Source organism: Pseudomonas sp. JL23 (genome assembly GCF_056933585.1).
The window spans coordinates 2249097-2275479 of the sequence record NZ_CM167795.1; the positions used below are offsets into that span (position 1 = coordinate 2249097).

Annotated in this window: 29 protein-coding genes; 10 read left to right on the forward strand and 19 right to left on the reverse strand. The window is 61.0% G+C overall.

Going from position 1 to position 26383, the window contains the following annotated elements; genetic code table 11:
- Positions 1-47: 47 nt before the first annotated feature.
- Complete coding sequence (locus AC1Z24_RS10555) at positions 48-635, reverse strand: PilZ domain-containing protein (RefSeq protein ID WP_483745592.1); 588 nt, start codon at positions 633-635, stop codon at positions 48-50.
- 102 nt (positions 636-737) lie between these two features.
- Between AC1Z24_RS10555 and AC1Z24_RS10560 the strand changes: the two genes are divergently transcribed.
- The 3 genes from AC1Z24_RS10560 to AC1Z24_RS10570 all read left to right on the forward strand — a co-directional run bounded on the left by AC1Z24_RS10560 (position 738) and on the right by AC1Z24_RS10570 (position 3998).
- On the forward strand, positions 738-1988 hold the full coding sequence (locus tag AC1Z24_RS10560; RefSeq protein ID WP_483745593.1) for a lipoprotein-releasing ABC transporter permease subunit: 1251 nt from the start codon (positions 738-740) through the stop codon (positions 1986-1988).
- Between the two features lie 7 nt (positions 1989-1995).
- Entirely contained in the window at positions 1996-2679 is a 684-nt protein-coding gene (lolD, locus tag AC1Z24_RS10565) for a lipoprotein-releasing ABC transporter ATP-binding protein LolD (RefSeq protein WP_483745594.1), read from the forward strand.
- Positions 2680-2753: 74 nt separating this feature from the next.
- Entirely contained in the window at positions 2754-3998 is a 1245-nt protein-coding gene (locus tag AC1Z24_RS10570; RefSeq protein ID WP_483745595.1) for a lipoprotein-releasing ABC transporter permease subunit, read from the forward strand.
- A gap of 17 nt (positions 3999-4015) precedes the next feature.
- Here the strand turns inward: AC1Z24_RS10570 and AC1Z24_RS10575 are convergent, their stop codons facing one another.
- Positions 4016-5368: a heavy metal sensor histidine kinase gene (locus AC1Z24_RS10575; RefSeq protein WP_483746593.1), complete on the reverse strand. Its 1353-nt coding sequence runs from the start codon at positions 5366-5368 to the stop codon at positions 4016-4018.
- Positions 5368-6048: a heavy metal response regulator transcription factor gene (locus AC1Z24_RS10580; RefSeq protein WP_483745596.1), complete on the reverse strand. Its 681-nt coding sequence runs from the start codon at positions 6046-6048 to the stop codon at positions 5368-5370. The genes AC1Z24_RS10575 and AC1Z24_RS10580 overlap by 1 nt, the downstream gene beginning before the upstream one ends.
- Before the next feature lie 152 nt (positions 6049-6200).
- Between AC1Z24_RS10580 and copI the strand changes: the two genes are divergently transcribed.
- Together copI and queF are read left to right on the forward strand one after the other, a co-directional pair.
- Positions 6201-6716 (forward strand): copper-resistant cuproprotein CopI, encoded by a 516-nt coding sequence (gene copI, locus AC1Z24_RS10585; RefSeq protein WP_483745597.1) that lies wholly within the window; start codon positions 6201-6203, stop codon positions 6714-6716.
- Between the two features lie 46 nt (positions 6717-6762).
- Positions 6763-7593 (forward strand): NADPH-dependent 7-cyano-7-deazaguanine reductase QueF, encoded by an 831-nt coding sequence (gene queF / locus AC1Z24_RS10590; protein WP_483745598.1) that lies wholly within the window; start codon positions 6763-6765, stop codon positions 7591-7593.
- 104 nt (positions 7594-7697) lie between these two features.
- Here queF and AC1Z24_RS10595 read toward each other — a convergent pair whose 3' ends face one another.
- Positions 7698-7961: a DUF4404 family protein gene (locus tag AC1Z24_RS10595; protein WP_483745599.1), complete on the reverse strand. Its 264-nt coding sequence runs from the start codon at positions 7959-7961 to the stop codon at positions 7698-7700.
- 113 nt (positions 7962-8074) lie between these two features.
- Positions 8075-8710 carry an HAD superfamily inactivated hydrolase PcrP gene (gene pcrP / locus AC1Z24_RS10600; RefSeq protein WP_259100609.1) on the reverse strand — a complete coding sequence of 212 codons (636 nt, stop codon included), beginning with the start codon at positions 8708-8710 and terminating at the stop codon, positions 8075-8077.
- Positions 8711-8922: 212 nt separating this feature from the next.
- Between pcrP and AC1Z24_RS10605 the strand changes: the two genes are divergently transcribed.
- Positions 8923-9624: an MlaA family lipoprotein gene (locus tag AC1Z24_RS10605; RefSeq protein WP_483745600.1), complete on the forward strand. Its 702-nt coding sequence runs from the start codon at positions 8923-8925 to the stop codon at positions 9622-9624.
- A 75-nt stretch (positions 9625-9699) separates the two neighbouring features.
- Here the strand turns inward: AC1Z24_RS10605 and AC1Z24_RS10610 are convergent, their stop codons facing one another.
- Complete coding sequence (locus AC1Z24_RS10610; protein WP_259100605.1) at positions 9700-9999, reverse strand: PilZ domain-containing protein; 300 nt, start codon at positions 9997-9999, stop codon at positions 9700-9702.
- 260 nt (positions 10000-10259) lie between these two features.
- Here AC1Z24_RS10610 and rssB point away from each other — a divergent pair, with 260 nt between their 5' ends.
- On the forward strand, positions 10260-11441 hold the full coding sequence (gene rssB, locus AC1Z24_RS10615; protein WP_483745601.1) for a two-component system response regulator RssB: 1182 nt from the start codon (positions 10260-10262) through the stop codon (positions 11439-11441).
- Entirely contained in the window at positions 11441-11926 is a 486-nt protein-coding gene (rssC, locus tag AC1Z24_RS10620) for an anti-sigma factor antagonist RssC (protein WP_259100600.1), read from the forward strand. Before rssB ends, rssC begins: the two co-directional genes overlap by 1 nt.
- Before the next feature lie 182 nt (positions 11927-12108).
- On the opposite strand, the gene tal is transcribed toward rssC, so the two are convergent.
- The 5 genes from tal to AC1Z24_RS10645 all read right to left on the reverse strand — a co-directional run bounded on the left by tal (position 12109) and on the right by AC1Z24_RS10645 (position 16062).
- The gene (gene tal / locus AC1Z24_RS10625) at positions 12109-13041 is read right to left on the reverse strand and encodes a transaldolase (protein WP_483745602.1); all 933 of its coding nucleotides are present in this window, start codon (positions 13039-13041) and stop codon (positions 12109-12111) included.
- A gap of 150 nt (positions 13042-13191) precedes the next feature.
- Positions 13192-14202 (reverse strand): tRNA dihydrouridine(20/20a) synthase DusA, encoded by a 1011-nt coding sequence (gene dusA / locus AC1Z24_RS10630; protein WP_483745603.1) that lies wholly within the window; start codon positions 14200-14202, stop codon positions 13192-13194.
- A gap of 304 nt (positions 14203-14506) precedes the next feature.
- The gene (locus AC1Z24_RS10635; protein ID WP_483745604.1) at positions 14507-14848 is read right to left on the reverse strand and encodes a type II toxin-antitoxin system RelE/ParE family toxin; all 342 of its coding nucleotides are present in this window, start codon (positions 14846-14848) and stop codon (positions 14507-14509) included.
- A complete protein-coding gene (locus tag AC1Z24_RS10640) occupies positions 14838-15110 on the reverse strand; it encodes a type II toxin-antitoxin system Phd/YefM family antitoxin (protein WP_259100522.1) in 273 nt (90 codons plus the stop codon). The genes AC1Z24_RS10635 and AC1Z24_RS10640 overlap by 11 nt, the downstream gene beginning before the upstream one ends.
- A 235-nt stretch (positions 15111-15345) precedes the next feature.
- Entirely contained in the window at positions 15346-16062 is a 717-nt protein-coding gene (locus AC1Z24_RS10645; protein ID WP_483745605.1) for an MBL fold metallo-hydrolase, read from the reverse strand.
- Positions 16063-16262: 200 nt separating this feature from the next.
- On the opposite strand from AC1Z24_RS10645, the gene selD reads away from it, so the two are divergent.
- Positions 16263-17297: a selenide, water dikinase SelD gene (selD, locus tag AC1Z24_RS10650; protein WP_483745606.1), complete on the forward strand. Its 1035-nt coding sequence runs from the start codon at positions 16263-16265 to the stop codon at positions 17295-17297.
- Positions 17297-18397: a tRNA 2-selenouridine(34) synthase MnmH gene (gene mnmH / locus AC1Z24_RS10655; protein ID WP_483745607.1), complete on the forward strand. Its 1101-nt coding sequence runs from the start codon at positions 17297-17299 to the stop codon at positions 18395-18397. The genes selD and mnmH overlap by 1 nt, the downstream gene beginning before the upstream one ends.
- A gap of 35 nt (positions 18398-18432) precedes the next feature.
- Here mnmH and AC1Z24_RS10660 read toward each other — a convergent pair whose 3' ends face one another.
- From AC1Z24_RS10660 to AC1Z24_RS10695, 8 genes are all read right to left on the reverse strand, one after another.
- Entirely contained in the window at positions 18433-19488 is a 1056-nt protein-coding gene (locus AC1Z24_RS10660; RefSeq protein ID WP_483745608.1) for a permease, read from the reverse strand.
- 81 nt (positions 19489-19569) lie between these two features.
- On the reverse strand, positions 19570-20295 hold the full coding sequence (locus AC1Z24_RS10665) for a GntR family transcriptional regulator (protein WP_259100517.1): 726 nt from the start codon (positions 20293-20295) through the stop codon (positions 19570-19572).
- Positions 20296-20306: 11 nt separating this feature from the next.
- Positions 20307-21602 carry an amidase gene (locus AC1Z24_RS10670; protein ID WP_483745609.1) on the reverse strand — a complete coding sequence of 432 codons (1296 nt, stop codon included), beginning with the start codon at positions 21600-21602 and terminating at the stop codon, positions 20307-20309.
- Complete coding sequence (locus AC1Z24_RS10675; protein ID WP_483745610.1) at positions 21599-22726, reverse strand: M20 family metallopeptidase; 1128 nt, start codon at positions 22724-22726, stop codon at positions 21599-21601. The genes AC1Z24_RS10670 and AC1Z24_RS10675 overlap by 4 nt, the downstream gene beginning before the upstream one ends.
- Positions 22727-22747: 21 nt before the next feature.
- On the reverse strand, positions 22748-23455 hold the full coding sequence (locus AC1Z24_RS10680; RefSeq protein ID WP_483745611.1) for an ABC transporter ATP-binding protein: 708 nt from the start codon (positions 23453-23455) through the stop codon (positions 22748-22750).
- 3 nt (positions 23456-23458) lie between these two features.
- A complete protein-coding gene (locus AC1Z24_RS10685; protein ID WP_259100511.1) occupies positions 23459-24232 on the reverse strand; it encodes an ABC transporter ATP-binding protein in 774 nt (257 codons plus the stop codon).
- Positions 24229-25386, reverse strand: coding sequence for a branched-chain amino acid ABC transporter permease (locus tag AC1Z24_RS10690; protein WP_483745612.1), 1158 nt, complete (start codon positions 25384-25386; stop codon positions 24229-24231). Before AC1Z24_RS10690 ends, AC1Z24_RS10685 begins: the two co-directional genes overlap by 4 nt.
- A gap of 2 nt (positions 25387-25388) precedes the next feature.
- Entirely contained in the window at positions 25389-26324 is a 936-nt protein-coding gene (locus AC1Z24_RS10695; RefSeq protein ID WP_483745613.1) for a branched-chain amino acid ABC transporter permease, read from the reverse strand.
- Positions 26325-26383: the final 59 nt, after the last annotated feature.

Genomic DNA, 26383 nt, shown 5'->3' on the forward strand with positions numbered 1-26383 from the left:
TTACTCCTGGAGGCGGTGAGGCGCCGGTTGTGCACTTCTTGGTCGATTCAGTCGGGTTGCGCTTGTTCTTTTTCCAGGGCCTCGCGGCGTGCCTGAGCCTGGCGCTGCAGAATGTGCCGGGCGAGCAGCTGGCGCTGGGCGTCGGGCAGGTCGATGAAATCGGTGCCGACGTCAAAGCCGCCGTCAGGCCTGCGCGAGCAGCGAATAACCTTGGCCAGCACCATCAGGCCCGAAGCCTGGGGCATGAGCACCATCTTGAGAGACAGCAGGCCGTCAACCGGCAATAGATCCGGAGAGCGAAATTGCAGGCCGCCTTCGGAAATGATCACCGGCTGCGGTGCACCGATATGGCCCATGATGGTCTGCGCCATGACTTTGCTGAGCAGGTCGATACGCTTGCTCAGGGCCTTGAGGAAGCTGTTCATGACCCGGTCGCGCTCATCTAGCTGACGCAGCAGGTGCTGGGATTCGAACTCGCTGATGTGCAATTCGCTGAGCAGATCAAACATGATCGAGCGGCTCTGCACCTTGCTCGGATCCTGTGCTTCTTCATCCGTCAGCAGGTGAATTTCCAGTGCGACACTATCCTCGATACGGTAGTATTCGCGGCGTTCTTCTTCATCTAATGTCGACATGGTGAACCCATGGTGGCGGCGGTGGTCAGAGTGTTTTGAGTTTAAAGCGCTACGATTGGACCTGCTACAAGGACTTTCCCATTCCCTCGAACAAGCCACCACATGTTCAGACCTCTTTTTGTATTCATTGGCACGCGTTACACCCGTGCAAAACGCCGTAACCATTTTGTATCTTTCATTTCCTTGACTTCCATGATCGGCCTCGCCCTCGGTGTAGTGGTGATGATAGTCGTGTTATCGGTCATGAATGGTTTTGATCATGAAATGCGTACCCGCGTCCTGGGCATGGTGCCCCACGCCACTATCGAGGCCGGCGAGCCGATCAACGACTGGCAGGCCCTGGCCGCCAAGATCAAGCAGACCCCACAGGTCGAGGCGATCGCGCCTTTCACCCAGATGCAGGGTTTGCTGACCAACAATGGCAAGGTGCAGAAGATCCTGCTTAATGCCATCGACCCCGTGCAGGAGCGTAAAGTTTCGATCATCGATAACTTCATGCAGCAGGGGAAGCTCGATGACCTGGTCCCCGGCGAGTTCGGTGTGGTCCTGGGTGACAAGGCCGCGAACAAGCTGGGCGTGGTGCTGGGCGACAAGGTGACCTTCGTCGCGCCGGAAGTCACCGTCACACCGGGCGGGATGTTCCCGCGCATGAAGCGCTTTACCGTGGTCGGCATTTTCCATGTCGGCGCCGGTGAACTGGACGGTTACCTGGGCATCACCAACCTCAGCGACCTGGCCCTGATGAAGCGCTGGAAGCCGGACCAGGTCCAGGGCGTGCGCCTGAAATTCCAGAATCTGTTCGATGCGCCACGGGTTTCCTGGGAAATCGCCCAGCGCCTGGGCGAGCACAATTACTACGCCCGTGACTGGACCCGTACCCACGGCAACCTGTACCAGGCCATCGGCATGGAGAAATCCATGATCGGTCTGTTGTTGCTGCTGATCGTGGCCGTAGCGGCGTTCAACATCATTTCCACCCTGGTCATGGTGGTCAACGACAAAAAGGGCGATATCGCCATCCTGCGTACCCTGGGCTCGACGCCGGGGCAGATCATGGCGATTTTCATGGTCCAGGGCACAGTGATTGGCGTGGTCGGCACCCTGATCGGTGCGGTCATCGGCATTTTTGCCGCCCTCAATGTCAGCGCGGCGATTGCCCTGCTGGAGAAGGTCATCGGCCACAAGTTTCTCAATGCGGACGTGTACTTCATCGACTACCTGCCGTCGCAACTGATGGCCCAGGACGTGTTGATGGTCTGCGGCGCAGCGTTGATCCTGAGTTTCCTCGCCACCCTGTACCCCGCCTGGCGTGCGGCGCGCACCCAGCCGGCAGAGGCGTTACGTTATGAGTGAGTCGGGCATGAGTGATAAAGCAGTTCTGAGTTGCCGCAACCTGGGCAAATCCTATGAGGAAGGCCCGGAGTCGGTAGTGGTGTTGTCCGGCCTGCAACTGGAGCTGCATCCAGGCGAGCGGGTGGCCATCGTCGGCAGTTCGGGCTCGGGTAAAAGTACCTTGCTCAACCTGCTCGGCGGCCTCGACACGCCGTCCCAGGGCAGTGTCTGGCTGGCCGGTGAAGAACTCTCGGCCCTCGGCGAGAAGGCCCGTGGCCTGCTGCGTAACCGCGCTCTGGGCTTCGTTTATCAGTTTCACCATTTGCTGCCTGAATTCACCGCTCTGGAAAACGTGTGCATGCCGCTGCTGATCGGCCGTACGGCGATTCCTGAAGCGCGAAAGCGGGCCACGGCCTTGCTGGAGCGGGTCGGTCTTGGCCATCGCCTGGCGCACAAACCGTCAGAGCTGTCCGGTGGTGAGCGTCAACGCGTGGCGATCGCCCGGGCGCTGGTCAACCAGCCGGGGCTGGTGATGCTCGACGAGCCTACGGGTAATCTCGATCACCATACCGCCCAGGGCATTCAGGACTTGATGCTTGAGCTGAGCACGTCCTCGCGCACGGCGTTTCTGGTGGTGACCCACGATATGAACCTGGCCAAACAGATGGATCGCGTGTTGCGTCTGGAAGACGGGCGTCTGGTCGCGGCCTGATTGCCCTTGCCCTGCGTGTTGTCCGCGTCGGGGCTGTCCTTTTTTTCACGGTGCTTTTTTCACGGGCTTCACGAATGTTCAGACCGTTAGCGATATTCATTGGTACGCGCTACACCCGCGCCAAGCGTCGCAATCACTTTATTTCGTTCATTTCGATGACCTCGATGATCGGCTTGGCACTGGGTGTGCTGGCGATGATCGTGGTGTTGTCGGTGATGAACGGTTTCCAGCAGGAAATGAGTTCGCGGATCCTCGGCATGGTGCCCCATGCGGTCATCGCCGGGGTCAAGCCGGTCGACGACTGGAAACCGGTAGCCGCTGCGGCCATGAAGAACCCGGAAGTGACGGCGGCGGTGCCGTTCACCGAGATGGACGGCATGCTGTCCTACAAGGGCGCGATGCAGCCGATCCAGATCAATGGCATCGACCCGGCCCTGGAAAGCCAAGTGTCCATCGTCACCCAGCATATCGTTCAGGGCCGCCTGCAGGACTTGCGTCCCGGCGAGTTCGGCGTGGTACTGGGCGAAATCACCGCGCGGCGTTTCCGCCTCAATGTCGGCGACAAGCTGACCCTGATCGTGCCCGAGTTGAGCGCTGCACCCGGTGGCATCACCCCGCGTCTGCAACGCCTGACCGTGGTCGGCATCTTCCGGGTAGGAGCCGAGCTGGATGGCTCCATGGGCCTGGTCAACGTCGCCGATGCCGCCGAAATCCAGCACTGGCAGCCCAATCAGGTGCAAGGCGTGCGTCTGGCGCTGAAAGACCTGTACGCCGCGCCTCAGGTGTCGTCAGCCATCGCCACGGGGCTGGGCGCCGATTATCGTGCCGATGACTGGACCCACACCCAGGGCAGCCTGTTCAGCGCGATGAAAATGGAAAAAACCATGATCGGCCTGCTGTTGCTGATGATTGTCGCGGTGGCGGCGTTCAATATCATCGCAACGCTGATTATGGTGGTGAACGACAAGGGCGCGGATATCGCCATCCTGCGCACCATCGGCGCCACGCCTCGGCAGATCATGACCATCTTCATGGTTCAGGGCACGGTGATCGGTGTGATCGGCACCTTGATCGGTGGCATTCTCGGGGTGATTGCGGCAATCAACGTCAGTGCGATGGTGGCCTGGGTCGAGCGGGTCAGCGGCCAGCACATCTTTACCTCTGATGTGTACTTCATCAGCAACCTGCCGTCGGACCTGCAAACCGGCGACGTGGTACTGATCTGCAGCGCCGGCTTTATCCTCAGCTTCCTCGCCACGCTTTATCCGGCCTGGCGTGCGGCGCAGATCGAGCCGGCTCACGCCCTGCGCTACGAGTAATCACGCGGCTGCTTTGTTCAGGCAGGAAGCTCGATTAGAAAGCGTGTAGTGCCCGCCGCGGACTCACAGCGAATGCTGCCGCCGTGGGCACGAATGATCGACTGAGTGATCGCCAGGCCCAGCCCCGCGTGTTCACTGCCTTCCTGACGCGCCGGATCGGCCCGATAAAAGCGGTCGAACAGGCGCGGCAGAATCTCCGGTGCGATGGTCGAGCCGTCGTTGCTGATGCTCAACTCCACCCCTTTGGCCGTCTGCGCCATCTTCATTGTCACCGAACCTCCCGACGGGGTGAAGCGCAGGGCGTTATCCAGCAGATTGGATAGCGCCCGGCGCAGCATGGTGCGGTCGCCCTGCAACGTAGCCTTACCTTCTCTGAGCAACTGAACCTGAGCCTCTTCGGCCAGTGGCGCAAAGAACTCCAGCAGGGCATCGGCTTCGTCTGCCAGGTGCAGGCTCTGCCGCGCCGGGGTGAGCAGGCCGTGATCGGCCTTGGCCAGATAGAGCATTTCATTGACCATCTGCGCCATGCCTTGCAGCTCTTCCAGATTGCCCAGCAGTGCCTCGCGATAATCCTCCACGGCCCGTGGCCGGGTCAGGATCACCTGGGTGTGGGTCAGCAGGTTCGATAGCGGCGTACGCAGCTCATGGGCGATATCGGCGGAAAACGCCGAGAGCCGCTGAAAGGCATCGTCCAGGCGGGCCAGCATGGCGTTAAAGGCCTGGGTCAGTTCGGCGAGTTCGCTGGGCATTTCGGTATTGGGCAGACGCGTGGTCAAGGAGCTGGCCGAGACACTGGCTGCAATTTCACTCATTTGCCGCAACGGTCGCAGGGCGCTGCGTGTGGCCCAGACCCCGAGCAGGGCGGTGGCCAATGCCGACAGGCCGACGGTCAGCCAGATCAACTGCTGCATGCGTTGCAGAAAGTGTTGGTGATGGGTGATATCCAGCAGCAGCGTCAGTTGCGGTGAGTCGGGCGCGTCTGTTTGCAGGGGCACGTTATAGGTGCGATAGGCCACCTCGGCGCTCATGAACGTATGCAGACCGGAGTGGCTGGACAGGCTGCGCGGCGGGTTGGAAGAGCTATCGAACCATAGCGTGCCATCGGCGCCGTTGACCCGCAGCGCCAGGTCCGGCTGGCGGCTGAGTTCATGCTCTATGCGCGGCTGGCGCTGGGCGAAATCCGCTGCGGTATGCACGTCTTGCAGCAGGGGACGCAGGATTGCCAGCTTGCTGTCGAGCAGTTGCTGATCGAGTTCGATGAAATGGGCCTCGCTGGCCTGATTGAACAATACTCCGGCCAACAGCGAGACCACGGCGGTAGCGGCGGCGAACAGCAGGGCCAGGCGGCTGCCCAGTGACAGGCGGGCGATCATGCCGGGCGCTCCTCGAGCACATAGCCCATGCCGCGCACGGTATGGATCAGTTTGTTGCTGAAGTCGTCATCGATCTTCAGGCGCAGGCGGCGGATCGCCACTTCGATCACATTGGTGTCGCTGTCGAAATTCATGTCCCACACTTGTGAGGCAATAAGAGACTTGGGCAGCACCTCACCTTGACGGCGCAGCAACAGCTCCAGCAGGTTGAATTCCTTGGCGGTCAGGTCGATGCGCTTGCCGCTGCGTTCGACACGCCTGCGCAGCAGATCCAGGCGCAGGTCGGCCAGTTGCAGGCTGGTTTCCTGCGGGGCGCTGCTGCCCCGGCGCAACAGGCTGCGCACTCTGGCCAGCAGTTCCGAAAAGGCAAACGGCTTGACCAGGTAGTCGTCAGCGCCCAGTTCCAGGCCGCGAACCCGGTCCTCCACGGCATCCCGGGCGGTCAGGAACAGCACCGGTGTGTCCAGCCCGGCGCTGCGCACGGCCTGAAGAATCTGCCAGCCGTCGCGACCGGGCAGCATGACATCGAGAATCAGCAGGGCATAGTCGCCGGTCAGGGCCAGGTGCTGGCCGGTGATGCCATCGCTGGCCAGCTCGGTGCTGAAACCGGCTTCGCTCAAGCCCTGATGCAAGTAGTGGCCAGTCTTGGCTTGATCTTCGACGATCAGTAATTTCATGGATGACTCGTGGCAGGTCGCAAAGGGGGCTTTATACGCGGACAGCGCGGGCAGGGCGTTAAGCTGACAAAGTTGTAATCTCGCCGTCAGGTGACTGCCAGTCCCAGGCCATTAACCTCAGCCCATGATTGTCGCTCATTTGGAGAAAAACCATGAGGTTGCTTGCACGCGCCATGTTGGTCGCCGGGTTGTTGTCTATCAGTCTGCCGTCCCTGGCTTCATCGGCTACCAGCTTTGCTTTCGGTCATGCCGCACCGGCCAGCCAGGCCACACGTACCATCGAGCTGACCCTGGGTGACATGTATTTCGAGCCCAAGGCGGTTGAGGTCAAGGTTGGCGAGACCGTGCGTTTCGTGCTGGTCAACAAGGGGCAGTTGTTGCATGAGTTCAACCTGGGTGACGCGGCGATGCACGCCCATCACCAACAGGAAATGCTCAAGATGGTGCAAAGCGGCATGCTGACGCCCACCGGTATGCAACACATGGACAGCGGGCATGGCGATATGCCCGGTATGAAACATGACGACCCCAATAGCGTATTTGTCGAGCCGGGCAAGACCGCCGAGCTTACCTGGACTTTCGCCAAGGCCGCCAATCTGGAGTTTGCCTGCAATATTCCGGGGCATTATCAGGCGGGGATGGTCGGGCGGCTGACAATTGATGACTAGAAGGCTATAAACTGCGCGGTCTATTTCGTTGCAATCCAGGTCCCGTATGCATCCCGCAGCCGAACACTCGCCGCTGGGCAAATCCAGTGAATACATCGCCACTTACACGCCGTCCCTGCTGTTCCCCATTGCGCGCGCCGCGAAATGGGCTGAACTGGGCCTGACGGCGCAGACCCTGCCGTATCAGGGTGTCGATTTCTGGAACTGCTATGAGCTGTCCTGGCTGCTGCCGTCGGGCAAGCCGGTGGTGGCCATCGGTGAGTTCAGCATCCCGGCAGACTCGCCGAATATCATCGAGTCCAAGTCCTTCAAGTTGTACCTCAACTCCTTGAACCAGACGGTGTTTGCCGATCGCACTACCCTGCAGGCGACGCTGGAGACGGACCTGTCCGCCGCCGCAGGCAAACCGGTGAGCGTGCGTATTCGCGACCTGGCCGATATCGAGGCTGAGGGCGTGGCGGCAATGCCGGGTGCCTGTATCGATGAACTGGATATTCAGGTCAGCAGCTATGACCGGCCGCAGCCTGAGCTGTTGCGCTGTGATGACTCTCGGATTATCGAAGAAAGCCTGCACAGTCACCTGCTCAAATCGAACTGCCCGGTGACCAGTCAGCCGGACTGGGGCAGCGTGGCGGTGGAGTACCGCGGTGCGGCATTGAATCACGCCAGCCTGCTGGCCTATATCGTCAGCTTCCGCCAGCATTCGGATTTCCATGAGCAGTGTGTGGAGCGGATCTTTCTCGACCTGCAACATCTGCTCAAGCCGGAGAAACTGACGGTGTATGCGCGCTACGTGCGCCGTGGCGGGCTGGATATCAACCCCTATCGCAGCACCGAAGCGCTGGTGGTGGATAACCGCCGGTTGGCGCGGCAGTAAGCACTGACAGAGGTGTGTTCGTTGGAGCGAGGCTTGCCCGCGGAGGCCCTGGTGCGGTGTTTCAGGTTTGCTTCGCGGGCAAGCCTCGCTCCCACAGATGCGGCCTAGACGCCGATATTGACCAGGGTCATCACGATATTGCGCAAGGCGCCGGCGATGGCCGGGTGCTCTACCTCAAGGCGTTCGATGACCCGATTGACTTGATCGACCAGGTTGGACTCCTTGGTGGCCGCTTCCAGTTCGATTTCCGATTTGATCTGAGCCATCAGGGTCAGCAGGTTTTGGCGCTCTTCTTCAGAAAGTGGCGGATTTTGATCCAGTTGCTCGCTTAAAGCGTTGAGTTGGTCTTGTAGTTCGCGGGCAGACATGCGGTGCTCCTTCAGTGATCAGTCAATCCATGGACCTTGGCCTGAGGCGAAAAGTCCATACAGGGGTTAAGACTAATCCACTCCGGGGGCGAGCGCATGATGTTGATCAGCAATCAGGGCTTTTCGCCCTTGCTACGGCGCAGGGCGATATCGCTCAGGCAGTATTCCAGTTCGCCCAGGTGATCGATCACCGAGTGCACGCCGAGCTTGTACAACTGCACCGTGGCCTGGCCGCGCAGGTGTTCGCGTTCACTCTGGGGCAGGGCCTGCCACCGCTCCGGCGACAGCCCGCACAACGGCCCGCAGGACGCCAGGCCAATGGTCCAGAGACCGGCGTTGAGCCCTGATTGCAGCAGGCGTGGGTCACCGCTGATGAGCACGCAGCCATCCAGTTGCGCCACCTTGAGTTCAATCAGCGCCTGCCAGCAGGCATCCGGCGCGGGCCAAGGGTTGCGGGCCGGGGGGGCGGCCTTGATCCAGATCGGCAAAGGTGCGGCCAGGGTTTGGGTTACCGACTCAGGCAGTTCATCCAGCCAGGCGCAGGGAATCTGCTGGCGGCTCAAACCTTGCAATGCATTCAACGCGCCGGGTGTGGCTTCGGCCTGGGATTGCAGCTCCCGGGGCGGTTGCCCGGGTGTTGCTTTGATAATCTGCCGTGCTGCCTGTGCGCCAAAGTCGACCAGGCAGCCGCTCAGGCCGAAAAGCAGCGCGGTGAAAGCGGGCAGAGGAGCGGCGGCAGGTGCGAGCATGGTCATCTCTTGGAAAAAAATACCTCTGCACGCTACGGGACCTGGATGACAGTGGCGTGACCACGGCAAGTCAGATATTTAAACGCTGTTTGTTCAATTGACAGGCTTGAGCTTGCGCTAGTCTGCCTAATTACTCGCAGAAGGCTTTATACTTCGCGACAACTTGAAGGGGCATGGCGCTCGCTTCGTAATGATAACTAGGAGTGTCGGCTATGCCCTTGACCGGTGCAGGCTTTTTCAATCGTCTTGCGCAACTGAGCTTTTGCGCAGCAGTAGCGCTGGTTCCCCTGGCCGCCCAGGCTGCAGACGAAGATCCATGGGAAGGCGCCAACCGCCTGATCTTCCGCTTCAACGACACCGTCGACACCTACGCCCTGAAACCTATCGCCCAGGGCTATCAGTACATCACCCCGCAATTCGTGGAAGACGGCGTACACAACTTCTTCCAGAACATCGGCGATGTAAAAAACCTGGCCAACAACGTCCTGCAGGGCAAGCCGGCGGCGGCCGGTGTTGACACTGCCCGCCTGATTTTCAACACCACTTTCGGTCTGCTGGGCTTTATCGACGTGGGCACCAAGATGGGCCTGCAGCGCAGTGACGAAGACTTCGGCCAGACCTTGGGTCGCTGGGGGGTACCGAGCGGTCCTTACGTAGTATTGCCGCTGCTGGGCCCAAGCACCGTGCGTGACGCGGTTGCCAAGTACCCGGACAGCTACACCGGTCCGTACCCGTACATGAACGACATGTCGGCCCGCAACACGATGTTCGGCATCAATTTGGTCGACACTCGTGCCAGCCTGCTGTCGGCTGAGCGCCTGATCACCGGCGACAAATACATCTTCATCCGCAATGCCTACCTGCAGAACCGTGAGTTCAAAGTTCAGGACGGCAACGTCAAAGACGATTTCTGAGTCGTGACGGCATAAAAAAGGCGACCCGAGGGTCGCCTTTTTTTGTCAGAAATTGTGAACCCGTTCCGCTTGCGCTCACTTCATGGCGAGAATATTCAGGCCCAGTTTCTGGGCACCTGCGCCGTCGTCGGTGAGCCAGACGACTTCAGTATCGGCTTCCAGACCACGTAATGCCGGGTGGTCGGAGTCGATTCTCACGCTGACCTTGTCGCCGACCTTGAACGCCTTGGGCGCCTGAACCTGCATGCCCGAGCTCGATAGATCAATGCATACGGCAGGAATGATCTGGCCTGCATACAGAAGGTTGATGTCGGCATCAACGCGCATACGGATGTAATCTCGTTTTTCTTCGTAGTTGCGATCATTGGAGCTCATGATGCGTCCTTTACTTTTCATTGCTGATTTATGGGTTCTTATAACTCCCGGCGATTTGCGATGTAAAGACACAAGGCGAGGGCAGCCGCATGCTTGAAACGCCCGGCGGATGGGAGTACCGTCTGCGCCTTGAAGGGCACCTCTGAAACTTCGACGCAATGGGATCCAAAGTACGATCCCCGAAGTGACCGAGAGGCTAGAAGCGAATCCAGTAGACGTTCTGCCGTCTACGCCAACCTACTCTGGCGCCGTTTGCCCACATGCAAAAAACCAGTGCCACGCTACTGATAATCGATGACGACGAAGTGGTGCGCGCGAGTCTCGCCGCCTATTTGGAAGACAGTGGCTTCAACGTCCTGCAGGCCAGCAACGGCATGCAGGGCGTACAGATATTCACGCAGGAAAAGCCGGATCTGTTGATCTGCGACCTGCGCATGCCGCAAATGGGCGGGCTTGAGCTGATTCGTCAGGTGACTGAAATCGCCCCGGAAACGCCGGTTATCGTCGTTTCCGGTGCTGGTGTCATGAACGATGCGGTCGAAGCCTTGCGCCTGGGTGCTGCCGATTACCTGATCAAACCCCTGGAAGACCTCGCAGTGCTCGAGCACTCGGTTCGTCGGGCGTTGGATCGTGCGCGCTTGCTGGTCGAGAACCAGCAGTACCGCAAAAAGCTGGAAACGGCCAACCGCGAACTGGAAGCCAGCCTGCACCTGTTGCAGGAAGATCAGGACGCCGGTCGTCAGGTGCAGATGAACATGCTGCCGACCAGCCCGTGGAGCATCGACGAGTTTCAGTTCGCCCACCAAATCATTCCGTCGCTGTATTTGTCCGGCGATTTTGTCGACTACTTCCGTGTAGACGAACGCCGCGTGGCTTTCTATCTGGCTGACGTGTCCGGGCATGGTGCTTCTTCAGCATTCATTACCGTACTGCTGAAGTTCATGACCACGCGCCTGCTGTTCGAATCCAGGCGCGGTGGCACCTTGCCGGAGTTCCAGCCTTCAGAAGTGCTGGGGCATATCAACCGTGGCCTGATCAGCTGCAAGCTGGGCAAGCATGTGACCATGGTCGGTGGGGTCATTGACGAGGAAAGCGGCAAGTTGACCTATGCGGTTGGCGGCCATTTGCCACTGCCGGTTCTGTACACTCCGGGTGAATCCCGTTACCTTGAAGGCCGTGGCCTACCGGTGGGGCTGTTCAACGAAGCGACTTACCAGGATCATGTACTGGACTTGCCTGAGTCCTTTAGTCTGACATTACTCTCAGATGGCATTCTGGATCTTTTGCCCGGTGATACACTCAAAGAGAAAGAAGCCATTTTGCCTGAACTGGTGAAAACGGCGGGCGGCAGCCTGGATGGTCTGCGTGAGATTTTTGGATTGGCCACGCTAGGGGAGATGCCGGATGATATCGCCTTGTTAGTGTTGAGCAGGAACCTTTAATGAGTACCGGTAGAATCCAGTTTGCCGAGCAGGAAGGCACCTTTGTCCTGAAGTTCGTGGGTGAAGTACGTCTGACACTGTGCTCGGCTTTGGATGCGACTATCGAGCGAATCTTCACCGCGTTGAATTTTTCGACCGTGGTGATAGATTTGACCGAAACCCGCAGCATTGACAGCACAACCCTTGGCCTGCTGGCCAAGCTCTCCATTTTGTCTCGTCAGAAGGTCGGGCTGCTGCCCACCGTTGTCACCACCCACGAAGACATCACGCGACTGTTGCAGTCCATGGGCTTCGATCAGGTGTTCAACATCGTCGACCGACCTATCCCGCGCCCAGAGTGCCTGACGGACCTGCCGTCCCAGGACCAGTGCGAAGACGTGGTCAAGGCCAAGGTACTGGAAGCGCACAAAATCCTCATGGGCTTGAACGACTCCAATCGTGAGGCGTTTCATGATCTGGTCAATGCCCTGGAAGGGCAGCGTTGATCCACTGTCATGCTGGCTTTATGTGGGACCGGCTTTAGCCGGGAAGGGATCGGGACAGCCGCTCCATATTCATCGTCTTGAATATTGTCTTCCCGGCTAAAGCCGGTCCCACACAAGCAGCGTAACCGGCAGGCACAAAAAAGGGCGGCACCTGCAAAGGTGCCGCCCTTCTTGTCATGCACTCAAACCTTTGCGGAAAGCAGCGCTTCAAGTTTTTCCTGGTCACGGGCGAACTGACGGATGCCCTCAGCCAGTTTCTCGGTGGCCATGGCGTCCTCGTTCGAGGCCCAGCGGAACTGGCTCTCTGTGAGCTTCTGCGCCGCCTTGGCTTCACCGGTGGTGCCTGGGGTCAGCTTGCGCTGCAGGGTGCCGGTGTCTTCGGCCAACTTGTGCAGGAGGTCCGGGCTGATGGTCAGGCGATCGCAACCGGCCAGTTCTTCGATCTGGCTCAGATTACGGAAGCTTGCGCCCATGACCACGGTCTTGTAGTCATTTTTCTTGTAGTAGTTGTAGATGCGGGTGACCGACTGTACGCCCGGATCTTCAGCGCCTACATAGTCCTTCCCCTCGGCCTTCTTGTACCAGTCATAGATACGACCGACGAACGGCGAGATCAGGAACACGCCGGCTTCGGCGCAGGCTACGGCCTGGGCGAAGGAGAACAGCAGGGTCAGGTTGGTCTGGATACCTTCTTTTTCCAGACGTTCGGCGGCACGGATGCCTTCCCAGGTCGAGGCCAGCTTGATCAGGATGCGTTCGCGACCGATACCGGCTTCGTCGTACAGGCCGACCAGGCGGTTGGCGCGGGCGTAGCAGGCTTCTTCGTCGAACGACAGGCGGGCATCCACTTCAGTGGAAACACGGCCCGGCACGACCTTGAGGATTTCCTGGCCGATGGCTACGCCGAAACGGTCGCAAGCCAGGCCGATATCGCCCTTGCTGCCGGCGAACGCGGCTTTCAGGCGTTCTGCGTTGCTTTCGCTGGACGCCGCCTTGAGCAGCAGGGACGGGTTGGTCGTCGCGTCGACGGGTTTGATCTTCTCGATGGCAGCGAAATCGCCAGTATCTGCGACAACCGTGGTGAACTGTTTGAGTTGTTCCAGCTTGGAAGTCATGAGCGTGCTCTGTCCTATAGGTTGAGTGACATTACTCCAGCGTTATCGGTCGCTCAAGGCTGAAACCGACAACGGCATAACTGATTCTCGTGGCGCGCTTTTGCGCAAACGCAGACAGGGTTGGAGCCCCGCATCCGCCACTTGTTCCCTTCACCGGCCTTCGAGCAGTTGTGCCGCCTGATCCAGCAGGCCGAGGGGGTCGTCGGTCTTGTGGATATCCACCGACAACAACTGGCGGAAACGCCGAGCCCCGGGGAAGCCCGTACCCAGCCCCAGCACATGGCGGGTGATGTGATGCATGGCGCCGCCGGTGCGCAAATGCTCGGCGATATAGGGCCGCAATGCCGACAGCGCCTCAGCCCGGGAAATCACCGGTGCCGAACTGCCAAACAGCTGCTGATCGACGTCGGCCAGCACATACGGATTGTGATAGGCCTCGCGCCCGAGCATCACACCGTCGAACACCTTCAAGTGCTCGTGACATTGCTCCAAGGCCTTGATTCCGCCATTGAGAATGATCTCCAGGTCCGGGAAATCCGCCTTCAGGCGCGCGACTACATCGTAGCGCAACGGCGGAATATCGCGATTTTCCTTGGGCGACAGCCCCTCGAGAATGGCAATCCGCGCATGCACGGTAAAACTCGTGCACCCGGCCTCGCGCACAGTGCCAACAAACTCGCACAACTGCTCATAGCTGTCCCGACCGTTGATGCCGATGCGATGCTTGACCGTGACCGGGATCGATACCGCATCGCGCATGGCCTTGACACAATCAGCCACCACCTGCGGATGACCCATCAACACCGCGCCGATCATATTGTTCTGCACCCGGTCGCTGGGGCAGCCGACATTCAGGTTGACCTCGTCATACCCGACATCCTGCGCCATCCGCGCACACGCCGCCAAATCGCCCGGCACACTGCCACCCAACTGCAACGCCAGCGGGTGCTCATCCTGGTGATAACGCAGAAAACGCTCGCTATCGCCATTGAGCAAGGCACCGGTGGTGACCATCTCGGTGTAGAGCAGGGTGTGCTTGGAGAGCAGGCGCAGGAAGAAGCGGCAGTGGCGATCTGTCCAATCCATCATGGGTGCAACGCTGAAGCGTCTGGAGGGCTCAGGCCTTGTGTTACGAGGGCTAGCTGTAATATCTGGTGGCATTTTCGTCAGTCGTTTTGTAGCAAAAATAACCCGTTTTCAGCAGTTTTTTGGCGTCGTTGCTGAAATTAAGCACTCGAAATCGGCAATGTAGCAACGGGGAATGGGGAACGATCACGCGACGCAAGAACAAAAACGGTGAGCGAAGTACTCGGCGCAGATCAGGATACGGGGTAACGATGTCATAGTTTATCAGGAAGGCAGGAGCTTTGATCGCAAGCAAGCGGCGCAAGCGTGACGCAAACGAATGGAAACCGGGCTGGCTTCTCCGGGGGCCATCGAGCAAGCAGCCCCTGCGCTGAGGGCGCTACCTGTCGAACATCAGGCAGTAATGGATCAACTGATCTTCCACGCTCTGCTTCTGCGCCAGGACCAGGCCAGCTACGACCAGCTTCTCGGGTTCGAAGCATTCATAGAAGATGCGATAGCCGTCGTGGTTCAGTTCTCGATATTGAGTGATACCGAACAGACTTGCTTGCGGGCTGATGGGGAAGGCGAGGGGATTGCTGGAAAGCAGGCCTTCAACCTCCAGGATCAAGCGGGAGAGTTTCTGCTCTGCGCCGTTGTTCCCGATGTGCGGCTGGAGGTGTGTGATCTGGGAGTACAGGCTTTGTTCGGCGGTTGAAGCGTATTGAATCTTAAACTTCACCATCGGTTTCCTCTTGGTATCGATGGCAACGCTGGGCCAGTCGACTCAAGAGGGTATCGCTCGAAATGAGCTTTCCCTGCTCCTTGTCGCGTGATGCGAAGGCCATCAGCTTGATCAAGGCGACCGCTTCATCCCGACGCTTGCGCTCTGCGTATGACTCGATCACATAGGCCGGCAGGCCATTCTGGGTAACCACCATGGGCTCAGAAACGTCCAGCGTTGCCGCGTTCTTTTTCAGGTAGCTGATAGTTTCGACTCGCATAAGTCGGTGCCTCTGATCATTCGTAATTAAGCCAAGCCGACCCGCTCATGGGGGCGACGCTGGTCCTGACGGTGAGTACTGGTCTGATAATAGTCCAAATTCAGACCACGGTAAACGGCGTTAAAACGCCAGGCTTTCTCTCCGTGCAGGGAATGCTCATGTGTGTTTTCAGTAACGCTACCGGGAAGCCAGGCACTCAAAAAACGCCGCTGCAAGCCTTAAAAACGCCCGCCCTTCACTTAAACCACTCATCAATCATCCCCCTCAAGCGCTCCCCGGAGAAACTCGCAAAGTGCCCGCCATGCACGGTACGCACCGGCAGTTTCCGCAAGCGCTGCAGACTATTGGCATAGTCGTCGAGGTCGGAGTGGTAGGCGTCGTCGATCAGGGGACCGTCGTAGATGATGTCGCCGCTGAACAGGGTCTGGGTGCTGGCTTCCCACAGGCTGATGCCGCCGGGTGAGTGGCCGGGGGTGTGCAGGACTTGCAGCACGCGGTCGCCCAGGTCGATGACATCGCCTTCGTCGATCAGGCGGTTGGCCGGGGCGGCCTTGACCTGGTACTCGCTGTAGCACAGCGGGCAGTCCGGGTGGGCTTCGAACATATCGTCGCCCACATAGGGATCGGCCAGGGTCGCGGTCCGGGTTGGCGTCGCGAGGATATGGGCTTCGGCCGGGTGCACCAGGCGTTCGCTGAATTCGTGATGCCCGGCGATATGGTCGAAATGGGTGTGGCTTGCCACTGCCAGAAGCGGTCGCTCGGTCAGCCAGGGCAATTGCTCGCGCAGGCTGACCACGCCCGACCCTGTGTCGATCAGTACGTCGCGGTCGCGGCCCTGAATGTGCCAGAGGTTGCAGCGATAAAACGGGCGTATCCACGGCTCGTGGATCAGGCTGACGCCGTCGGCGCGTTTGTGCACTGCAAACCATTGGTCACGGGTAACGATTTTCACGATTCTGCGCTCAGTCGGGGTAGGGGGATGCGGCCCCTAGACGGCGACGGGCCAGGATACAACTGTAGCAGGCCCTAGTATTGGAGCGCCGCGAGTCTCAGGGTGATTGGCAGGGCTCAGCCCTACCGCAGGGCGCCTTCATCAAGGCGTGTTCCCCGCTCTGATAGAATGCTGCCCCTCGATAGACAAAGGGGTATCCCATGAGTGAACCGGTCCGTTTGACCCAGTACAGCCACGGCGCCGGTTGCGGCTGCAAGATCTCGCCCAAGGTGCTGGAAGTGATCCTCGCTGGCAGTGGCGCGCAGAACCTCGATCCGAAGTTGTGGGTGGGCAATGCTTCGCGCGACGACGCGGCGGTGTATGCCATCGATGAGGAACGCGGCGTGGTCTCCACGACTGACTTCTTTATGCCGATCGTCGACGATCCCTATGATTTCGGCCGCATTGCTGCCACCAACGCCATCAGCGATATCTACGCCATGGGCGGTGATCCGATCATGGCCATCGCCATTCTTGGCTGGCCGGTCAATCTGCTGGCTCCGGAAATTGCCCGTGAAGTGATCCGCGGCGGCCGCGCAGTCTGTGATGCCGCTGGTATTCCTCTGGCGGGCGGGCATTCCATTGATGCGCCGGAGCCGATCTTCGGTCTGGCGGTCACGGGCCTGGTGGAGAAGCGTTTCATGAAGCGCAACGACACCGCCACCCTCGGTTGCATCCTGTATCTGACCAAACCCCTGGGCATCGGCGTGCTTACCACTGCCGAGAAAAAAGGCCTGCTGCGTGACGCCGATGTGGGTCTGGCCCGGGATCAGATGTGCACCCTCAATACCGCAGGCAGCCGCTTCGGCAAGCTGGCCGGGGTCAAGGCGATGACCGACGTCACCGGTTTTGGCCTGCTCGGTCATCTTGTGGAAATGGCCGACGGCAGTCAGATGACCGCGCGCATCGAGGCCGGCGCCGTACCGCGTCTGGCCAGTGTCGATTATTACCTTGAACAGGGCTGCGTACCGGGTGGCACCCAGCGCAATTTCGACAGCTACGGCGAGCGCATCGGCCCGTTGACTGAGGGGCAGAAAAATCTGCTCTGCGATCCCCAGACCAGTGGTGGCCTGTTGGTTGCGGTGGCGCCGGAGGGCGAGGCGGAGTTCCTGCAAGTGGCCGCCGGACTGGGCCTGGCTTTGCGTCCCATCGGCACCCTGAACGAGCGACAGACCCATGCCGTCGAGGTGTTCTGATGCGCGATAACAGCGCCGACCTGCAGCACATCTTCCTCAACGACATCCCGCTGATGGACGTGCGTGCGCCAGTGGAGTTCATCAAGGGCGCCTTTGCCCAGGCCATCAATCTGCCGCTGATGAACGACGCCGAGCGCGAGGCGGTTGGCACTGCCTATAAGCAGCTGGGGCAGCAGAGCGCTATCGAACTGGGGCACCGCTTGGTCAGCGGTGATATTCAGCAGACGCGTATCGAGGCCTGGGCCGAGTTTGCCCGGCGCCAGCCTGAAGGTTATCTGTACTGTTTTCGTGGTGGCCTGCGCTCGCAGATCACCCAGCAATGGCTCAAGGATATTGCCGGTGTCCCGTACCCTCGGGTGCTGGGCGGCTACAAGGCGATGCGCACCTTTCTCATCGAGACTACCGATCAGGCGGTGCAAGCGTGTGAGCTGTTGCTGGTTGGCGGTTTGACTGGCTCCGGCAAGACCGAGGTGCTGGTCGAGTTGGACAATGGCCTGGACCTTGAAGGCCACGCCAACCATCGCGGCTCCAGTTTCGGCAAACGTGTCAGCGGTCAGCCGGGGCAGATCGACTTCGAAAATGCCCTGGCCGTGGACATCCTCAAGAAGCGCCATCGCGGCGCCGAGACTCTCGTGCTCGAGGATGAGGGCCGTGCCATCGGCAGCCGCGCGGTGCCTTTATCGCTGTTCCGGCAGATGCAAGCCGCGCCGATGGTCTGGCTGCAAGACAGTGTCGAACACCGCGTGGAACGGATTCTCAAGGATTATGTGATCGACCTGTGCGCCGAGTTCATCGCGGCCCATGGCGTGGAAGCCGGATTCAGTGCCTTTGCCGAGCGTCTGCGCCAGAGTCTGGCGAGCAACCTCAAACGCCTGGGCGGTGAGCGCTATCAGCGCCTGGCGGCGATCATGGACAGCGCTCTGCAGGTACAGGAGACGACGGGGCAGGTGAATGGCCACCGGCAGTGGATCGAAGTCTTGCTCAACGAATACTACGACCCGATGTACGCCTACCAGCGCGACAGCAAGGCCAAGCGCATCGAGTTTGCCGGCGATCATGGGGCGGTCAGGGAGTATTTGCGCCAGCGGCGCCGTGCCTGATGCTCATCTGGACCGTTGGATCACCTCGTGCTTTGCTACAGCAACAACCCACCCACAATCCCGCTGACAATGCCCACCAGCATGGTCAGCAGCGCCACGGCCACCAGCACCCGGCTATCAAAGGATTTACGCAGCATCAACAGCGACGGCAGGCTGACGCTCGGCAGGGTCATTAGCAACGCCACTGCTGGGGCGGTCCCGAGGCCCAGGCCCATGAGGGTCTGCACGATGGGGATTTCCGCCGCCGTGGGGATTACGAACAGGGTGCCGACAATCGCCAGGGGCACCAGCCACAGCCAGCCATTGCCCATGGCGCCGTCCACATGGGGAAACAGCCAGACCCGCGCTGCGCCGAGAATCAGCACCGCCAGCACATAGATCGGGATGGTGGTCCAGAACAGCTGCCACAGGGTGCGCATCCAGCGCGTCAGCAGGCTGCTGTTATCTGCCGCGCTGGCAACCTCGACGGCCTCGACGGCGGCTTCCGGCAGGATCTCGGGCCGAGAGATGTGCTGGGCGAATAGTGACACACCCAGTACCAGCACGACCCCGGCCACCAGACGCAAGGCGCTGAATTGCCAGCCGAGCACGAAACCCATGAAGATCAGGGTCGCGGGGTTGAGCACCGGGTTGGCGATCCAGAACGCCAGGGCCGCACCCACCGACACATTCTGCCGCCGCAACCCGGCTGCTACCGGCGCCGCGCAGCAACTGCACATCATGCCCGGCAGGGCGAACAGGCCGCCGCGCAGGGTGGAGCCGAGACCGGCCTTGCCAAACACCCGCAGCAACCAGTCCCGAGGGATCAACACCTGCACCAGCGAGCCGAGGATCACGGCCAGTACCGCAGCCTTCCAGATCGCCAGGAAATACACCTGGGCATAGGCCAGAGCCGCAGCGATAGGCGAAGCCGGGTTGTCGTTGATGATCGAGCCGCCAATGCTGTGGCTGTCGGCGGCGACGAAAGACTTGAGGTAATACGGCGACCATTTGACGTAGTACAGGCCGATCACCGCGACCAGCAGGAACAACACTGGTTTGTACCAGAAGGCCCAGGAGCGGGACGAGGAGGGGAGCGACTGGCTGGGCATGGCGAAGATCCGTGGCGTAGACAAAGGGCCATGATACGCCATTCGCGCAATTGCCCAGCCCAGTCTATGCAGACAGCGAGATTACAGCGGTTTCACTTCCTCACTGCGCACACGAGCGCTGTGCAACATATGCAGGGTGATCTTGCGCACCTCGGCCTTGCTCACTTCGATGTGCGCCTTGATCAGCCGTTGGGCTTCTTCCGAGCGGCGTTGCAGGGCAGCGTTGAGAATCTGCGTGTGTTCGGCATAGGTGGTGTCGATTCGCGCCTGCTGGGTGAAGTCGAGGCGGCGGATGACGCGGATCTTGTCGGACAGCTCGGCGTGAATGCGCGCCATCTGAGCGTTACCGGCCAGGTTCAGCAGGCTGGCGTGGAACTGTTCGTCAAGGAGGATCAGCTCGTGGGCATCGCTTGAGCGCAGGCTGGGCGCTACATCCCAGATCGCCAGCAAGGCCTGCAGGGTTTCCTGCTGACCCGGGGCGTTGTGTTCGCAGATGCGCTTGAGGGCGGTCTGCTCCAGCACGATGCGCACGTCGTAGAGTTCTTCGAAAAAGGTGAAGTCGAACGGACGCACTTGCCAGCCCGCACGAAAGTGCACTTCCAGATAGTGCTCCTGTTCCAGGCGAAACAGGGCCTGGCGCACCGGCGTGCGGCTGGCGTTCATGCGTTTGGCAATCTCGCCTTCGCTGAAGCGATCTCCGGGCAGCAGGCGGAACTCGAATATGTCCTGCTTGAGCTGGGCATAGATGCGTTCGGCGAGACCTTCCGGGCGTTCTTTGCCGGGGGCTGACGCGGAGGCGAGTTGCATGTTCAGTCCTTCTATTGTTTCAGGTGTTGTTCTGCCCAATTGCAAAAAGCCAGGGTTTGCGCATCGCTGCCTTCGGGGCCGATCAACTGTACGCCCAGTGGCAGTCCCGCCGGACCAACGCCCGTCGGCAGGTGCAGGCTCGGTAAGCCGAGGGCGCTCCAGGCCCGGGAGAACAGCGGATCACCCGTGCGTTGCAGACCGGCTTCGGCCTCACCGCAGGCACTGGGGGTAAGCAGCAGGTCGCAGTCGGCAAACACCAGCGACAGATCACTGCGGGCCTCGGCGAGGCGGGCGTGATTGTAACGGTTTTGCGCGAAGTCGATCTGCTCGCCGATGGCCAGGCGCTGGCGCAGGTTGTCGCTCAACAGCTGCGGATGGCAGAGACGTTCAAAGGCCAGGGCCTTGAAGGCTTCGGCCCACATGATCAGGTCGTGGACCTTGGCCAATGGTGTGAAGCTGGCGGGCAGCTCGATATCGACCACCTCGGCACCGGCCCGGCGCAGGCGCGCAGCCGCTCCTTGCAGGGCCTCACGGCTGCTGGCGCTGGCGGCATGCCAGTTGGGCGTGCGGCACAGGCCGATGCGCGGCTTGCCGGTCAGGTGCAATTCGCGCCACTGGGGCGCGTCGGCCATGACCGAGGTCAGCAGGGCGACATCGGCAACACTGCGTCCAAAGCCGCCAATGGTGTCCAGTGACTCGCTGAGGCTCTTGACCCCGGCGCGGGGTATCAGGCCGAAGCTCGGCTTGAAACCGACCACACCGCAATAGGCGGCGGGGCGAATGATCGACGCGGCGGTCTGGGTGCCCAACGCCAGCGGCACCATCTGTGCGCCCACCGCCGCCGCCGAGCCGCTGGACGAGCCACCCGGCGTGTGCGCCGGGTTATGCGGGTTGCGGGTCGGGCCGGGGGTAAAGGTGGCGAACTCGGTGGTCACCGTCTTGCCCAGCACGATGGCCCCGGCCTGCCGGCACAGGGCAACGGCAGCGGCATCGGCCTGGGGTTGCTGCCCGTTATAGATCGGCGAGCCGTAGGTGGAGGGAAAGTCCTGGGTGTCGAACAGGTCTTTGACCGCCAGCGGCAGGCCATGCAGCGGGCCAGTGATGGGGCCGGCGTCGAGGGCGCGAGCCTGGGCCAGGGCGGCCTCGGCATTGAGGGCGCACCAGGCCAGCACTTGGGGTTCGCGCTGGTCGATCTGTTGCAGGCAGGCCTGGAGCAGGCGTTCGGCGCTCAGGCTGCGTTGTTGCAGCAGTCGTGCGGCTTCGCTGGCGCTCAGGCGGACCAGATCGTCGTCGTGCCAGCCGCTCATGGCTGGCACCAGTCGAGGATCATGCGCTGATAAAGCTCGCAGGCCTTCTCGATTTTCGCCACTTCGCAGTACTCGTCTGTCTGATGCGCCAAGTGGGTTTCCCCCGGCCCGAGTATCAGGGTCGGCGGATTGCCCAGCGGTGCCAGCAGGGCTGCGGCATCGGTGAAATAGGTCACGGTGCCCGGCGTTTGTGTGGTTCCGCCCAGGGCCATGATCCGCTGCACCCAGGGCGACTCGGGCGGGGTGTAGACCGGTGGCAGGTCGATCATGATTTCCAGTTTGATGTCATTTCCCAGCAGTGTTTGTAACGTCTCCTGGATCTGCGCATGGGACTGCCCGGCGACGCTACGGATGTCGATGGTCAGTTCGGCGGCATCGGGCACCGAATTGACGTTCAGGCCGCCTTTGATCAGGCCGACGTTGAGGGTCGGGCTGCCCATCTGCGGATGCGGCGGGCAGTCGAAGGTAAAGGCTTGCAGGGCCAGCGCGGCCTTGGCGATCTTGTACACGGCGTTGTCGCCATGCTGCGGCATCGAACCGTGGGCGGTGATGCCCGTGGCCTTGGCCTTGAGCCACAACGCGCCTTTATGTCCGACCAACGGATTGTTGTAGCTCGGTTCCGCTACCAACAAGGCTCCGGCCGGTTGCAGCAGGCCCGGTTGTTCGGCCATGTGGAAGGCACCTTCGCAACCGGTTTCCTCGCCTGCGGTGATGATCAGCGTAACCCCTGCGGTCCCGGCCAGTTGCGGGCTGCAGGCGATGGCAGCGCAGACGAACGCGGCGACACCGCCTTTCATATCGCTGCTGCCGCGTCCGTAGAGCTTGCCGTCGACGATATCGCCGCCGAACGGCGCCTGGGTCCAGGGCGCATCGCCCAGGGGCACCACATCGACATGGCCGGTGAAGGCCAGGGGCAGGCCTTTGTCACTGTCGCCGATACGCGCGATCAGGCTGGCGCGGCCGGGCGTCAGCTCGGTCAGGGTGCAGTGGAATCCGTAGGGTTCGAGCAGTTGCGCCAGGTAGCGGGTGCAGTGGGACTCATCACCCGGGGTATTGCCGGCGTTGATGGTGTTGATCCTGACCAGCGTCTGGGTCAGCTGTACCGGATCGAGATTGAGGTTCATCACATGGACTCCTGGTAGAGGTCAGCCGAAATAGGCGGCCTGGACTTCGTCGTTTTCGCTGAGGCTGCGCGCATCGCCCTGAGCGACCATGCGCCCCTGGGACAGCACGAAGCCGTAATGAGAGATCGCCAGCGTCTGGTGCACATTCTGCTCCACCAGCAGCACGCTGATGCCCAGTTGGGCGATGTCGGCGATGATGCGGAAATTTTCCTTCACGTACAGCGGCGACAGACCCAGGGAGGGTTCGTCGATGATCAGCAGGCGCGGCTTGGCCATCAGCCCACGGCCAATGGACACCATGGCCTGCTCGCCACCGGACATGGTTCCCGCCAGTTGCTCGCGGCGTTCCTTGAGGCGCGGGAACAGCTCATAGACCTCGTCGGCGCGCCGGGCGATTTCCGCCGCATCGCTGATCTGGTAGGCGCCGACCCGCAGGTTTTCCGCCACCGTCATCTTCGGGAAGATCTTGCGTCCTTCGGGTATGCAGGCGATGCCCTTGGCGATGATGCGGTGGGTCGGCAGGCCTAGCAGGGACTCACCGTTGAACAGAATCTCGCCACGATTGGGCGGGGTCAGCCCGAGGATCGAGCGGATCAGCGTGCTCTTGCCCGCGCCGTTGGCGCCGAGGATGCAGGTGATATGGCCTTCTTCCAGTTCCAGGGAGAGGTCATGGATGACGTCGATGCGGTCGTAGGCGGTGGCGATGCGTTGGACACTCAGAAGGGACATGGCTCACTCCTTGCCCAGGTAGGCAACCTGGACCTGTGGGTCCTTGATGATGTCGGCGTAAGGGCCCTCGGCGATTTTCTTGCCATAGTTAAGCACCACGCAGCGTTCGGAGATCCGTTGGATCAGGTTCATTTCATGCTCGATCAGGGCGATGGCAAAGGGCGCCACGCTTTGCCGGACCTTGAGCACATCGTCCATCAACTCATTGGTCTCGTCGTGGGTCATGCCCGCTGACGGTTCGTCGAGCAGCAACAGGCGCGGTTCACTGATCAGCGCCCGGCAGATTTCCACCCGGCGCCGGTCCAGCATGCTGAGGTTGAGGGCCGGCTCCCAGAGCTTGTTGGCCAGCCCGGCATTGAAAGTCTGTAACAGCTGGTGCACGCGCTCGACCATCTCGCCGTGCTGGCGCTTGAAGGCCTGGCGGCGGAACAGGTTGAACCACAGGCTTTCGTCGAGGTGACGGGTATTGCCGATCACCACGTTGTCGAACACGGTCAGGGGCAGCGACAGGCGCAGGCGTTGGAACGTGCGGGTGATGCCGTGGCCGTAGACCGTCTGTGGCGAGCGGCCGCTGAGGTCTTCGCCGCCAAAGCGCACGCTGCCGGCACTTGCCTTGTACAGCCCGGTGATGACGTTGAAGCAGGTGGTCTTGCCCGAGCCGTTGGGCCCCAGCAGGGCGAGGATTTCCTGGGGCGCGATGTCCAGGTCCAGGCCGTCCAGTGCGGTAAGGCCGCCAAAACGCATGGTCAGGCCGCGAGTCTGCAACAGTGGTTTCATGATGAGCGCCCCGGGAAGAATTGGCGAACCTTGCGCGGCAGCAGGCCTTGCGGGCGGAACAGCAGGATGGCGATCACCAGCAGGCCGTAGAGCAGGAAGCGGTATTCCTGAATGGATTGCAGTTTCTCCGGCAGGATCATGACGATGGCCACCGCCGGAATGATCCCCCACGGGTTGCCGATACCGCCCAGAATCACGATCGAGACCAGGATCAGCGAGTCACCGAAGGTAAAGTTGTTGGGCGCCACATAGCCGGTCATCAGGCCATAGCTGGCACCGGCGACGCCGATCAGGAAGTTGCCGAACACAAAGGCCATGACCTTGGTGCGGGCGATGCGAATGCCGAATGCCGACGCCGAGATCTCGTCGGTGCGCACCATGTCCATGGCCACCCCCAGCCAGGAGCGCTCGAGACGGCGAACCATCCAGAAGGCCGCAGTGCAGAGGATCAGCGCCAGGATCACGAAGTTGGCGTAGAAGGAGATTTCACTGTCGCCCCATTCCAGGCTTTCGCCCAGGTCGATACCGAACAGGGTCATGCTGGGGATGCGCAGGCCTTGCGGGCCGCCGAAGCTGTCATTGACCTCCATAAAGGTGCGAAACAGGATGCCGAAGGCAATGGTGACCAGCGCTGCGTAGTGCCCGCGAGTGCGCAGCACCGGCAGGATCAGCAGCGAGCCCAGGGCGGCGGCGACCAGCCCGGCGATAAGGATCGCCAGCAGATCCGGCACGCCGCTGTGTAACGCCAGCATCGCTGCGGTGTAGCTGCCGATGCCGAAGAACGCAGCGCCGGCAAAGTTGACGATGCCGGCATAGCCGAACTGCACGTTCAGGCCCAGGCAGGCAACGCTGTAGATCAGTACCGTGGCCAGCAGCAACAGGGCGAAATGCTCGTCATGGAACACCCCGAGCAGGATCAGCACCCCGGCAATACAGCCCATTCCCAACAGACGCGGATGCCCGGCGGCACTGCTGCCCAGGGAGCGGGCCAGGCCCAGGCGACCCGAGAGCAGCGTAACGACGGTAACGGCGATGCCGAGGAAGAGGATGTCGAGCTGGCTTTCGGCGTGCAGCAAGGCCCAGGCGGCCAGAAAGCCCAGGCCCAGGGCGGCCAGCAGCAGGCCGCGTGAAGGTTTGGAAAAGAATGTGCTCATGGTCAGACTCGCTCACTGCTGCGTTCGGCGATGAGGCCGGTGGGTTTCCAGGCCAGCAGGACAATCACCACAACGAAGGCGAAGACGTCCTTGTAGGCACCCTGGAAGCCAGGAATCAGATGCGGCAGCGCGACGGCGCCGAAGGTCTGCAATGCGGCGAAGAGAAAACCGCCGAGAATCGCCCCGTAGAAGTTGCCCAGGCCGCCGAGAATCGCGGCGCAGAAGCCGATCACACCCAGCAGCAAGCCGACGTTGAAGTTGATCTCGTTGTAGTACAGGCCGTTCATCATCCCGGCCATGGCGGCAAGGGCCGAGCCGAGGGCGAAGGTCAGCAGCACGATGCGTTCGAAGTTGATGCCCATGACCCGCGCGGTCTCGCCGTCCTGGGCCACGGCGCGAATGGCCAGGCCCAGCTTGCTGCGGTTGATCAACTGGTGGACGCCAAAAATGGTCAAGGCGCCCGCCACCAGCAGGATCGCGCTGTCGGCACGAATGGCCAGGCTGCCCAGGTGCCAGGTCGCGGTGGGCAACAACTGCGGAAAGGGCTTGGAGTTGGAGCCGTCGGGGAAGAACAGGCGGATGCATTCGCGCAGGACCAGGCCGAGCATCAGGGTGATGAGCAACAGGTTGATCGGCGGTGCGTTGCGCAGGGGCAGAATCAGAAAGCGTGCGACCAAGGCGCCGAGGGTTGCGGTCACCGCGAGTGCGGCGATCAGCATGATCAGCAGTTGCAGCCAGGGATTGCTGATGCCGATGGCCTGTGCGCCAAGGTAGGCGCTGAGGCCGGCGAAGCCACCGATCATCAGCACATCGCCATGGGAAAACTTGATCACGTCGAGTACGCCGAAAAACAGCGTGAAGCCCACCGCAACCATCGCGTAGATCATGCCGAGCATCAGCCCGTTGACCAGGTATTGACTGAGAATTTCCAGATTCATTGGCAAGGCCCGAATGCAAGGGAGTCAGGGCTGCGCCGTGGCGGGCGCAGCCGGTCATG